General features: G+C 67.3%; 11 protein-coding genes and 1 pseudogene. 6 read left to right on the forward strand and 6 right to left on the reverse strand.

Features of this window, described 5'->3' with window-relative positions; all coding sequences use genetic code 11:
• The 3 genes and pseudogenes from GOOTI_RS05320 to GOOTI_RS05330 all read left to right on the forward strand — a co-directional run.
• Positions 1 to 434: pseudogene (locus GOOTI_RS05320) on the forward strand (TlpA family protein disulfide reductase); the annotation flags it as partial.
• Complete coding sequence (locus GOOTI_RS05325; protein WP_007237548.1) at positions 431 to 1,288, forward strand: NUDIX hydrolase; 858 nt, start codon at positions 431 to 433, stop codon at positions 1,286 to 1,288. The pseudogene GOOTI_RS05320 and the gene GOOTI_RS05325, both read left to right, overlap by 4 nt.
• The gene (locus tag GOOTI_RS05330; RefSeq protein ID WP_007237549.1) at positions 1,285 to 2,487 is read left to right on the forward strand and encodes a MarP family serine protease; all 1,203 of its coding nucleotides are present in this window, start codon (positions 1,285 to 1,287) and stop codon (positions 2,485 to 2,487) included. Before GOOTI_RS05325 ends, GOOTI_RS05330 begins: the two co-directional genes overlap by 4 nt.
• Positions 2,488 to 2,503: 16 nt before the next feature.
• Here the strand turns inward: GOOTI_RS05330 and GOOTI_RS05335 are convergent, their stop codons facing one another.
• From GOOTI_RS05335 to acs, 5 genes are all read right to left on the reverse strand, one after another.
• Entirely contained in the window at positions 2,504 to 3,460 is a 957-nt protein-coding gene (locus tag GOOTI_RS05335; protein ID WP_007237550.1) for an alpha/beta fold hydrolase, read from the reverse strand.
• A 3-nt stretch (positions 3,461 to 3,463) separates the two neighbouring features.
• The gene (locus tag GOOTI_RS05340) at positions 3,464 to 3,985 is read right to left on the reverse strand and encodes a phage holin family protein (RefSeq protein ID WP_007237551.1); all 522 of its coding nucleotides are present in this window, start codon (positions 3,983 to 3,985) and stop codon (positions 3,464 to 3,466) included.
• 107 nt (positions 3,986 to 4,092) lie between these two features.
• Positions 4,093 to 5,112, reverse strand: a complete 1,020-nt coding sequence (locus tag GOOTI_RS05345; RefSeq protein ID WP_007237552.1) for a HEAT repeat domain-containing protein — start codon at positions 5,110 to 5,112, stop codon at positions 4,093 to 4,095.
• Positions 5,099 to 5,764, reverse strand: a complete 666-nt coding sequence (locus GOOTI_RS05350; protein WP_007237553.1) for a HEAT repeat domain-containing protein — start codon at positions 5,762 to 5,764, stop codon at positions 5,099 to 5,101. The genes GOOTI_RS05345 and GOOTI_RS05350 overlap by 14 nt, the downstream gene beginning before the upstream one ends.
• Positions 5,765 to 5,977: 213 nt before the next feature.
• Positions 5,978 to 7,930, reverse strand: a complete 1,953-nt coding sequence (gene acs / locus GOOTI_RS05355; protein ID WP_007237554.1) for an acetate--CoA ligase — start codon at positions 7,928 to 7,930, stop codon at positions 5,978 to 5,980.
• Positions 7,931 to 8,180: 250 nt separating this feature from the next.
• Between acs and GOOTI_RS05360 the strand changes: the two genes are divergently transcribed.
• On the forward strand, positions 8,181 to 8,936 hold the full coding sequence (locus tag GOOTI_RS05360; RefSeq protein WP_007237555.1) for a hypothetical protein: 756 nt from the start codon (positions 8,181 to 8,183) through the stop codon (positions 8,934 to 8,936).
• A 462-nt stretch (positions 8,937 to 9,398) separates the two neighbouring features.
• Here the strand turns inward: GOOTI_RS05360 and GOOTI_RS25640 are convergent, their stop codons facing one another.
• A complete protein-coding gene (locus GOOTI_RS25640; protein ID WP_138985175.1) occupies positions 9,399 to 9,593 on the reverse strand; it encodes a hypothetical protein in 195 nt (64 codons plus the stop codon).
• A gap of 675 nt (positions 9,594 to 10,268) precedes the next feature.
• On the opposite strand from GOOTI_RS25640, the gene ssd reads away from it, so the two are divergent.
• Positions 10,269 to 11,330, forward strand: a complete 1,062-nt coding sequence (ssd, locus tag GOOTI_RS05375) for a septum site-determining protein Ssd (protein ID WP_039993504.1) — start codon at positions 10,269 to 10,271, stop codon at positions 11,328 to 11,330.
• On the forward strand, positions 11,327 to 12,367 hold a 1,041-nt coding region (locus GOOTI_RS05380; RefSeq protein WP_007237558.1), incomplete at its 3' end, for a TadA family conjugal transfer-associated ATPase. The genes ssd and GOOTI_RS05380, both read left to right, overlap by 4 nt.

Raw genomic sequence — 12,367 nt, forward strand, 5'->3', positions numbered from 1 at the left:
GCGGCGCTCGCAGGAGTCGTTGCTCCATGTCTGTCGGACGGGAGCGCCTACGATCTCGGCGCCGGAACCGCGGGCAAACCCGTGTTGGTCAACATGTGGGCGGTGTGGTGTCTGCCGTGCCGCCGTGAACTCCCGGTTCTCGCTGAGTACGCGCAACGCGCAGGCGATCGGGTTACGTGCTCACCGTGCATGCCGAACAGGGGGCGGGCAATCCGTACGCGGTCCTGACGTTCCTGCGCGAGATCGGCGTCCATCTCCCGACGGTCCTCGACGTCGACGGCAAGGTCGCCGCCGCGTTGCGGGCGCCGAGGGTCTTTCCGTCGACCATCCTGATCCGGCCGGACGGCACCATCGCCACGACCCTCCCGAAAGAGTTCGGCAGCGCCGACGAGGTCGCCGATGCCGTGCGCGACGCCACCGGTGTTGCCACGTGACCCATACCGATCATCCCGCGCGGGAACCTCATGTGGGGCAACTCGTCGACACCGAGCAGGTTCCGCCGTGGCTACGGCAGCTCACCGGCAACGTGACGGCCGTGACCGACAGCGTCCTCGGCCGCGGCGGCGATCGCACACGGTGGGCGTCGATGCTGCGTCGTGACCGCCGTGCGGCGTCGGTGCTGATCCTGTTCTCCGGCTCGTGGGATGCCGACCCCGATTACCCCGGTGGACTGCCGGCAGACGCCGAGGTATTGCTCACCGAGCGTGCGCCGACGCTGCGTCAGCACAGCGGGCAGGTGGCTTTCCCCGGCGGCTCGTTCGATCCGGGCGACGACTACCCCGTCGGCACCGCGTTGCGGGAGGCGACGGAGGAGACCGGACTCGACCCGCGGGGCGTCGACGTGCTGGCCAATTTGCCGAGCTTTCCCGTGCCGGTGTCGAACTTCGAGGTGATACCCGTCGTCGCGCACTGGCGAGAGCCCGGACCGGTCGGCGTCGTCGACCGTGCGGAGACGTCGCGTGTGGCTCGCGTGAACCTGCGGGAGATGTTGGCACCGGAGAACCGCTTCCAGGTACAGCGCTCGGTGCTCGGGGCCCGTGCCTACCGCGGTCCCGCGTTCTTCGTCGACGGGTTGCTGGTGTGGGGTTTCACCGGTGGACTCATCGCGGCGGTCAGCGACGCGTCGGGGTGGGATGTCGGGTGCGACCACAACGACATCCGGCCGCTGGAGGAGATGATCGAGCGAGCGGGGTCGCAGCAACTCAGCGGCTTCCCCACGGTGCGTGACGAGTCGCGTGCCGGTGACGACGGTCGGGGTGCGAAGACCTCCGAGGACACCTCACGGTGAGCGGGTCGACGTGGGTCGACGTCATCGTCATCGCGATCGCGTTGTTGGCTGCGCTGAGCGGCTGGCGTCAAGGTGCGGTGGCTTCGGGGCTGGCCGTCGTCGGCGTGATCCTCGGCGCGATCGCCGGCATTCTGATTGCGCCACATGTGCTTTCCCGCATCGACGATCACGGGATGCGGCTGGTCGTCGGAGTCGCACTGCTCGTGGTGCTGGTCATCGTCGGCGAGACGTCGGGAATGGTGCTCGGACGAGCAGCGCGCGGCGGCATCAGGTCGACGGCACTGCGACACGTCGACAGCGTGATCGGGCTGATGCTGCAGGTGATCGCGGTGTTGGTCGCGGCGTGGCTGCTGGCGATCCCGCTGGGTCGGTCGTCGTCACCCGAGATCGCCAGTGCCGTGCGTGGATCCACCATCCTGGGCGGCGTCGACTCGATTGCACCGACGTGGCTGCGCGACTTCCCGACGCGAGAACTCGGCCCGATGCTCGACGACTCGGGGCTTCCCGAGGTGATCGGTCCGTTCGTGCAAACCCCGGTCGCCAGCGTCGATCCTCCCGATGTGACGCTCGTGAATTCGCCCGCGGTGTCGCAGGCGCAGCCGAGTGTCGTGAAGATCGAGGGTGTCGCCCCGAGCTGTCAGCAGGCGTTGGAGGGCAGCGGTTTCGTCGTCTCGCCCGAACGGGTGATGACCAATGCCCACGTGGTCGCCGGTACGCGTCGACTGAAGGTCGAGACCCAGGCGGGCGACTCGCTCACCGCCAGAGTGGTCCTGTTCGACAGCCGCAACGACATCGCGGTACTCGACGTCCCCGGACTTCGCGCGAGTGCCCTGCAGTTCGACGATTCGTCAGCGAAACCGGGCACGGACGCCATCGTGCTCGGCTATCCCGAAGCCGGGCCGTTCAACGCCACCGCGGTGCGCGTGCGCGAAACCATCAACCTCTCGGGACCCGACATCTACCGGACAAGCCAGGTGCTGCGTGAGGTGTACACGGTGCGTGGCTCCATCCGGCAGGGTAATTCCGGTGGGCCGATGATCAACTCGGACGGCGACGTGCTCGGCGTCGTGTTCGGCGCCGCGGAGGACACCGCGGATGACACAGGCTTCGTCCTCACCGCCAAGCAGGTGAAGTCCGACCTCGACGCGTCGGAGCAGCGCACCGCTCGTGTGAGCACCGGGGAGTGCGTGCACTCGTGACAGGCCAGGGGCGGCGTCAGTTGTCGCCTGGTGCAGCCAGCAGATCGGCGAGCAATTTGCTCACCTCCACCGGACGTTCCTGGTGGGCGAAGTGGCCACTGACCGGGATGGGACGGTAGTCGAAGTCCGACGCCCACTCTGCGCTCGCAGCAACCGACTCGTCGGTGATGTACGGATCGTCGACGCCGCGTATCGCGAGCACGGGGATGGACAACCGCTTCTCCATGAGGTCCATGAATCTGACGCCATCCGGACGGAACTGCGAACGGAACACCCAGCGCTGGTACTCGAGACTGCAGTGCGCGGCGCCCGGTATCTGGATTGCCGATCTGTTCTTGTCCACGGTGTCGGCGTAGTCGGCGGTGTCGCGCCACAGCGGTCCGGAGCGCTCGGCGAAGTACTCGGCGACGAATGCGCCGTTGCGTCGCGTCAGGCGACGCTCCGCCAGGCGGGGCACCTGATTGCTCAGGAAGTTACCGAGGAACGACGACCGTTGGTCGGGGTCACGCAGGACGTCTCGTCGTAGCACTCGAGGATGCGGTGAGGACACGACGGCGATTGCGCGCACCGCTCGAGGGTGCAGGGTGGCTGTTGCCCAGCACCCCAGCCCGCCGTCGGCGTGGCCGACGAGCGTCGCGCGGGTGTGGCCCAGTGCGCGGATCAGACCGTTCGTATCGCCCGCGAGGGTCCAGCCGTCATATCCCCGCGGGGGTTTGTCGCTGTCGCCGAAGCCGCGCAGATCCACCGCGACCGCGCGGTACCCGGCTTCGGTGAGGTCGACGAGCTGGTGTCGCCAGCTCCACCAGAACTCTCCGAAACCGTGGAGCAGCAACGCGAGCGGGCGGTCGGGATCCGACTGCGCGGCGCCCTCGTCGACCTCGACCGCGTGGAACCGCACGCCGTTGGCGCGGACGTCGAGGTGACGCCAGGGCCCGGAGAACCGGACGCTGGACGGGTCGGGGGCCGCGGCCAAATGTCAGGCCTCGCGCGCGGGGGGTATCGCCGGATGGCTGCCGTCCTGTGCGGCACCGGCCTCGTGACGACCCGGCAGGACCGTCTGCACTTCTTTGACGCTGTTGATGGTCTTCTTCGGCCCGCGGACCTTCTTGAACACCACGTAGCCGACGAACGCCGCGATGAGCGTGATCAGAACGAGGATGCCGAACACGATCAGGAATGCCGCCCAGCGCGGAACCCACTCGTCGAGAAGTTCGGCGAGGAAGAAGAAAAAGAAGAAACTTGCGTAGAGCGCCATCACGCCCGCGACGATCAGCAGCCCCGTGCCGGTGCCGGCCTTCTTCGCGTCGTCGACCAACTCGGCCTTGGCCAGAGCGACCTCGGACCGGAAGAGCGTCGACACGCTCGCGGTGGCGTTCTTGACCAGACTGCCGACGCTGGCTTCACCAGACGAGTCGCGGTCGGCATCACTCAGCGGGATCGACGGTGTCTTCCCCCCGGCGTTGCGGTAGTCGGACCGGCCGGACTCGTTTCCACTCACAGCATCCTCCGTCTTTGGGTTCTCCTGCCATATGTTGCCATGCGCGGCTCGCAACGGTTGTGCCCGCCGCCGCGTCGACGTGGCGTGTGTTGGATGAGTCTCCGGGGTCACGGGGTGCCGGCGTCCGCCTCGGAACGCCGTTGTCGCAGCGTGGCAAGGGCGGCGACGGCGGGCTCGACGTCGTCGACGTGGGCGACGAGAATGCTCGCTGCGACCGGACCTGGCAGTTCCACGAGCGCCTGGGCCACCCTGCTGCGCGCCGATGACTCGAGGTTCCCGTTCTCGAGGAGTCGGCCGAGTCGGGTCGCGATCGAGTCGGACACCGACGCGGTCTGCGCGAGCTCGCTGAGGATGTCGGCGGCGTCGACGTCGTGTGCGCCTTCGACGATCATCGTCACGAGTGGTTCGAGTACCTCGAGGTGTCCTCGGGCTCCGAGAGCCAGAGCCGCGGTGTTGCGGACCGCAACGTCGGCGTCGGTGAGCGCGCTCCGCAACACCTCGACGGCGGAGTCGGTGTGCAGTTTCGCGATTGCCTCGACCGAGCGGCGCCGCACCTCGGGCTGCGGTGAGTCGAGGCCTGCGGCGAGTGCCGTCTCGGCTGCTGGGTCGGCGGCGTCGGCCAGGGCCCAGAGGAGAGCGCCCGCGACATTGGTATCCGTCTCTGCCAGAACGGCTTTCGCGAGCGCCTCCGCCGAGAGGCGACCATCGCTCGCGGCCAGTGCTGCGCGTTGACGGCGCGTGGCCGACCCGGAGTCGAGGTCCTGCAGGATCCGGACCGTTTGCAGCACGTCCAGCCAGTCTGCGGGTGCGGAGTCGGCGATTCGGGTCAGCAGGGTGAGCAACTCGGTGTCGCGCGAGAGTCGTCGGCGGGTCTGATCGATGAGGTCGTCGACCATCGCGGTGGGCTCCGTGGATTCCGGTGTGTCCAACAGCGCTGCCATGCTGGCCAGCGGCACACCGAGCGCGCGCAATCCGATGACTCGGAACAGTCGTGCGATGTCGTCGGGGGAGTAGTCGCGATAGCCGCCCGACGTGCGCGTCGTCGGGCTCACCAGGCCCAGTCGGTCGTAGTGCCGCAGCATCCGGACGCTCACGCCCGAACGCCGCGACACCTCACCGATGAGCATCGGGGTGCTCGATCGGTGCGCCTTGAAGTGTCGCAGCCCTGCGTGCCTGCTCGACCGCGGCGGAGAAGTCGGCGTCAGGGTCGGCCAGCAACCGTCTGGTCGCTAGGGCATGTACGCGGACGGCTTCGGAGTTGCTCGACGCCGCGACTGCGAGCGCATCCTCCGCAGCGGTTCCCAGTTCGGCGAGGGCGCGGCTGAGGCTGCGCCGGACCTCGTGATCCCCACGGCCCAGCTCGGTGACCAGTTCCGCGGCGAGGTCGGGCGCGCCCTCTTCGGACACCAACGTCACGGCGGTGCGCCACGCGGTCCGCGCGACCTCGTCGTCCCGATCGTGCAGTAGCGCGGCGACGCGCTGGTACACGGCGCGATCGCCGAGTTTGGACAGTGTGTGCAACGCCTGACTGCGTGCTTGCGGCGCTGGGGAATCGAGCTCCGCGACGACGCGTGGCACGGTGAGTGCCGCCGCCTGCCTCGTGATCGCCCAGGTCAGCATGTCGCGGACGAAGAAGTCGGGCTCGACACTGCTGCGTCTGACCAGCTCGTCGACCACCGTGGTGTCGGTTGTGGCGGGTGCGGTCCCCGCTGCGAGCGCGGCCCGTAGCCGAGTCGACGAATCCGGCGCCGACAATGCGTCGATCAGTGTGTGAGTCATCGCGATCACCTCCGGAATCCAGTCAAAACCCTGTCATCGTGTCAGGGTCAAGCCCGGAATCGCCGTGATCGCCGATCCCACGGAAGCGGCTCGCCCGTTTCCACTCATTTTCTTGCTCACCGACGGCGCCGACCTGGTCCTTTGCCGGTGGGCGCTGTGGAGAGTGACTGGAATCGGGCGAGCCGTCGGGATGTCGTCGTATTCGGTGTGCGCTCAGACCCGTCGGCTGCGGATCGCCTCGAACACCGACGGATCCACGAGCGTCGAGGTGTCGCCGAGTTCGCGGCCCTCGGCGACATCCTTCAACAGGCGTCGCATGATCTTGCCCGAGCGGGTCTTGGGCAGTTCGGGAACCACGTTGATCTCGCGCGGCTTGGCGATCGGGGAGATCTCGACCGAGACCTGCTCACGGAGTTCGGCGATCAGTGCGTCGCCGGTGTTCTCGACACCTTCGCGCAGGATCACGAAGGCGACGATGCCCTGGCCGGTCGTCTCGTCCGCGGCACCGATGACCGCCGCTTCGGCGACGCCGGAGTGCCCGACCAGTGCCGATTCCACCTCAGCGGTCGAGATGCGGTGGCCGGAGATGTTCATGACGTCGTCGACTCGGCCGAGGACCCAGAGCGCACCGTCCTCGTCGTAGCGCGCACCGTCGCCTGCGAAGTACCAGCCCTGCTCGGCGAACCGTGACCAGTAGGTGTCGCGGTAACGCTCCTCGTCGCCCCAGATGCCGCGCAGCATCGACGGCCACGGCTGATCGAGGACCAGGTATCCCTGCTCGCCTGCACCGACGGGCTTGCCGTTGTCGTCGACGATGTTCGCCGAGATGCCCGGCAGCGGAGCCATCGCCGAACCGGGCTTGGTCGTGGTGACGCCGGGCAGCGGCGAGATCATGATCGCGCCGGTTTCGGTCTGCCACCAGGTGTCGACGATCGGCGCCTTGTCGCCGCCGATGACCTCGCGGAACCACTTCCACGCTTCGGGGTTGATCGGTTCGCCGACGCTACCGAGCAGACGAATCGACGACAGGTCGTGGGCGTCGGGAATCTCGCGTCCCCACTTCATGAAGGTGCGGACGAGCGTCGGGGCGATGTAATAGGTTGTGACGCCGTATTTCTCGATGATCTCAAAGTGGCGGTGTTCGTTGGGCGAGTTCGGGGTGCCCTCGTAGACCACCTCGGTCGCGCCGTTGGAGAGCGGCCCGTAGACGAGGTACGAGTGCCCGGTGACCCAGCCGATGTCTGCACCGCACCAGAAGACGTCGCGGCCTTCCTTGTGGTCGAAGACGTAGTGGAAGGTGTAGCTGGCCTGGGTGAGGTATCCGCCGGAGGAATGGACGATGCCCTTCGGCTTGCCGGTGGTGCCCGAGGTGTAGAGCAGGAACAGCGGATGCTCGGCGTCGAAGGCTTCGGGTTCGTGGTGATCAGACGACTCGTCGACGGTGTCCTCCCACCACACGTCGCGGCCGTCGACCCAGTTCAGATCGGGATCGTGGTTGGTGCGGCGCACGACGAGGACCTTCTCGACGGACTTCGCGGCGTCGTCGCCGGTGCCGAGTGCCTCGTCGACCGCGGTTTTGAGAGGTGCGGGCTTGCCGCGGCGGAACTGGCCGTCGGTGGTGATGACGAGTTTGGCTTCAGCGTCGTCGACGCGAGAACGCAACGCACCGGCCGAAAAGCCCGCGAAGACCACGGAGTGGGTCAGGCCGAGACGCGCACACGCCAGCATGGAGATCAGCGCTTCGGGCACCATCGGCATGTAGATGGCGACCCGGTCGCCCGCGACGAGTCCGATCGAGGCGAAGTAGTTGGCTGCCTTGGAGACCTCGTCTTTGAGCTGGCTGTAGGTGATGTCGCGCGAATCGCCCGGTTCACCGACCCAGTGGATCGCGACGCGGTCGCCCTTGCCCGCGGCGACGTGGCGGTCGACGCAGTTCACCGAGACGTTGAGCTTTCCGCCGACGAACCACTTGGCGAACGGCGCGTCCGACCAGTCGAGGACCTGGTCGAAATCGGTGTCCCAGTCCAGTCGACGTCCCTGCTCCGCCCAGAATTCGAGACGGTCTGCGTTGGCGTGGTCATACAGCGCCGCCGTGCCGTTGGCCTGGGCGACGAACTCAGGCGACGGCGGGTATGCCTTGGCAGTGGGTTGTGCAGTGGTGGACATCTTTGAACAGTGCCTTTCGCTCTCGGTACGCGTTCGGTGTGGCCTGCCGACGTGAGGTGAGACGGGCCGGGGTCTCATAGTGAGGGTAGTCACGTTGGGGTGGCGTTGCACCGGCCCGGGGGGCGGCTGCGCCGAGGTGTCGGTTCGCTGCGACGAGCGGTCGTGGGGCAGTGTGCACCGACAGTGCGTCGCCAACCCGTGGATGGGGGTCGGCAGGGCGCGTGCGAGTGATCGATTACCGTGGCGACCTGTGACCACCGATCCTCTCGCGCCGCTCGTGGAGTTGCCCGGCGTGCGCGAGGCCGCCGATCGTGCCCGCGATGCGCTCGGCGCCGTGCACCGGCATCCGGCGAACCTGCGCGGCTGGAACAACACCGCGACGGAGGCGTCGTGGCGAGCGGGTCGATCGTCTGCGGCGATCGACGGGGGGAGCGTCGAACTCAGGCGCGACGGAGACTTCGACGACCCGATCCTTGCCGGCGCGATGCGCGTGGCCCAGGCGCTCGACGGTGATTCGCTCGAGCAGTTGACCTCGGTGTTCCGCCGTGCGCCCGCGCAGGCATTCGCGCGGTTGCACGTGCTCGCCGCCAGCGATCTGGTCGAGGACCCGGAACTACTCGGACGGCCTCGGCCCGGTGCGCAGGTGGCGGCGCGGCTCGACCTGCTCGGCCAGTTGATCACCGGCGCGACGTCGGCGCCTGCACCGGTGGTGGCCGCAGTGGTCCACGGCGAACTGTTGACGCTCGACGCATTCGGTAGCGCCAGCGGTGTTGTCGCCCGTGCGGCATCGAGACTGACGTCGACGTCGAGTGGACTGGATCCACACAACCTCGGGGTTCCCGAGGTGACGTGGTTCAAGAAGGTCGACGAATATCGTTCGTTGGCAACGGCATTCGGCTCCGGTGATCCGGCCGCACTGGCCGCATGGATCGTGTTCTGCTGCGAGGCGATGGTGGCGGGAGCGACCGAGGCGAAGTCGATCGCCGACGCCGCTCGCGCGGGATGAACTCCCCCGCAGTCGATTTCAGGCGTTGAATCCGGTTGTGGTGATTGGGTCCGAGGGCCCGACCCCGGACAGCACTGCGGGCGGCCCACCTGTCTGTCGACAGGTTGCCGCCCGCGTAGCACGGACCCAAGTTACCAAGCGTGCTGCGGTGGGTTGTGGTCACCGCCTCGGCGAGGAATCGCTTCCGCGAGAACAGGTCTCCTTCGTCGCGCTGCCCTTGCTCTCTGGTCCGCTCACGGCATCCGTCGATGTCGGTGCCGGACGAACTCTCGGACCAGGCGTGGCGCTGCAGGTGTCGGAGTTGTTGCTCGTAGCCGCGATGTCGCAGGCGCACAACACTTGTGCCTAATGCGGCGTGCTCCGCGTGGGTGCTTGCCGCCCGTGCTGGGAGTGCTCGTCGGGGGGTTCGGTCCTTCTCTTCCGGCTCGAACTTTGCTCGACGAGGTTTCCGTGATTTACGTTCTACACCGTGATCGACGTCACATCAAGCCCTCTCATCAGACTGATCGACGGCACTGCAACGCGGATGGGATTCGACGCGGTGTGCGCCGGGGTGTGGGCGACACGTCTGCGCAGTAGTGCGCCATCGGCCGGCCGTGCGCTGTAGCGCACCATCCCGTGGCTGTGGCGCACCATCCCGTGGCTGTAGCGCACCATCCCGCGCGTGTGGTCGGGCAGCTTCGTGAGGCGACTTCCCGTTGACGCGAATGAACATCCGACAGCAATGACCGACGCCGGCGAGACCCGCCGGGGCGCGCGATCAGCCCGATTCTCGGGTGACATCCGGTTAGACATCTTTAACTGCGTCGTGTGCAACGCTTCGCGCACTCAGTGTTTTCGCAGTTCAGGGCGGTGTGTGTCGCAGTTCGGGGACTGGCGACGCCAGCGCATGACCAAATATCGTAAATGCGCGCGATGAGTGTTCTCACCTGCGGTTGGAGTGTGTATAGTCGGTATCACCCGGTTCTTGATTGAGCCGGTGCCTTTCAGCCCGACCCCCCGGGGCTGAAACGCGACAACCCCGGCCCCCTCCCCCCTGGCCGGGGTTGTCCTCTGTCTGGGGGTCGTTTGTCTTTTCAACTTCTTCTGCAGATCAGCGCCTTCCGCGTCCGACGTGGGTGTCTGCGCGGCGACTCTGTGAGATTACCCCTTTGAAGCCGCTATTCACCACACCAAAGCGCGGTGCGTGGGAAAATGTGCTGACCATCACGATGAACAAGCATACGTTGTCGGTCACGCAAGTTTATCCACAGTGGCAGGTATGTCCACAGATTCGGGCGCAGTGAGCGCGTCGAGATCCGGAGCCGGTACCCGCCGCACATGCTGACATGCATGTCCGACCACCTGCTCTCCCTCGTAGAAGACCCTCTGCTCGACGACGTCGCACGATGTGCGGCGGCGGCCGGGTACAGGATCGTCTCGGGCGACGCCCACGACTGCCGACGTGACTGGTTGACAGCACGAGCAGTCCTGGTCGACCCGCCCGCGGTCGCAGTACTCGCCGAAGGACCACTGCCCCGGCGTGGTGGTGTCGTGCTCATCTCCGACGTAGAACCCGCGTCGCGCACCTGGCGCGATGCGCTCGACCTCGGCGCCGTCGACTCCGCCGTTCTGCCGATCGACGAAGCACATCTCGTCCGCATCCTGACCGAACTGCGGTTGCCGGCACCGCAGCAGGCCGGGGCCTTCGCATTCATCTCCGCCCACGGAGGGGCCGGTGCGTCGACGCTCGCTGTCGCGAGTGCCCTCGCCGCGGTCGACAGCGGCGAGCGCGTGTTGCTGCTCGACATCGACGACCTCGGCGCGGGATTGGACCTCACGCTCGGACTGGAAGGGCGGGAGGGCCTGCGCTGGCAGGATCTGTCGTTCGACGATGGTGCGGTCAACGGTGAGTCACTCCGCAACGCACTACCGCGCTACAACGAGATGCTCGCGGTGGTGACGGGGCGACGTGACGGCTCCCGACCACTTGCCCTGAGCACAGTGCTTGCCGCGGTCGATGCGGGCCGCGCACACGGAGACCTCGTGATCGCCGACCTCCCGCGCGCCGACACTCCCGTGGTCCGTGCCGTTGCCGAATCTGCCGAGTTGGTTGTCGTGGTGACGACACCGACGGTCGCGGGTACCGCGGCCGCCCGACTGCTGATCGATCGATTGTTGACGACGTGTGCACGGGTCGAACTCGTGATCCGAGGGCCCGCTCCCGGCGGACTGCGTGCGGCCCATGTCGCCGATACCGTCGGTGTGCCGCTGATCGCGACGATCCGTCCTGATCCGCGATTGCCCGCCCGCCTCGAGGCCGGTCGAATGCAGGTGGCACCGCGCAGCCCACTGGGTCGAGCAGCACGGTCGGTTTACGCCCGGTTAGCTGACGCCAGGGCGGTGGGCCTGTGAGTAGCGCAGCGCCACAGAGACCACTGCGTCCTCAGGACGGTTCCGCGCCCTCCGACGAAGCCCTGATCGACCGCGTGCGTGAACGGCTCGCGGCTGAGTCGGCCGAGCCGACTGCCGCGGTGATCGCCGAAGCCATACGTGCCGAGTCGGGTGGAGTACTCGGCGACACCGACCTGCTCGCAGCGTTACGCCATCTCCAGACAGAACTCACCGGCGCCGGACGACTCGAAGTACTCCTCTCCGAACCGGGCGTCGCTGACGTGCTCGTCGTGGGGCCGACGCGGGTGTGGGTCGACCGTGGCAGCGGTCTCGAACCCACGGACGTCACGTTCGACGACGATGCGGCCGTCCGACGACTCGCCGCACGGTTGGCACTCGGCGCGGGAAGGCGACTCGACGATGCACAGCCGTGGGTCGACGCCCAGTTGACCTCGCTGGGTCGGCGTGGACTGACAGTGAGACTTCACGCTGTCATCCCACCTCTGGCGGCCGATGGCACCTGCATATCGCTACGAGTGTTGCGTACAGCGGGAATGGATATGCGGGGCCTGATCACCTCGGGTGCGATCCCCGACGAACTGGTCGGCGTGCTCGAGGCGATGGTTGCCGCGCGCCTGGCCTTTCTCATCGTCGGCGGCACGGGTTCGGGCAAGACCACGCTGTTGAACGCGCTGATCGGCGCAATGGATCCGGCCGATCGTGTGCTGTGCGTCGAAGACGCGCTCGAGCTCTCGCCTGCACATCCGCACGTGGTCCGTCTCGTCGCACGGACGTCGAATGTCGAAGGGCGAGGTGAGGTCCCGGTGCGGGTACTGGTGCGCCAAGCGCTGCGAATGCGGCCCGACCGCATCATCGTCGGTGAGGTTCGCGGTGCGGAGGTCATCGATCTGCTCACCGCGCTCAACACCGGCCACGAGGGCAGTGGCGGAACGTTGCACGCGAACTCGACGTCGGAGGTACCCGCTCGCATGGAAGCTCTTGCGGCTCTGGGTGGCATGAATCGAGAGGCGTTGCACTCGCAGCTCGCGGCGGCGGTG

The sequence above is a fragment of the Gordonia otitidis NBRC 100426 genome (genome assembly GCF_000248075.1).
GTDB lineage: Bacteria > Actinomycetota > Actinomycetes > Mycobacteriales > Mycobacteriaceae > Gordonia > Gordonia otitidis.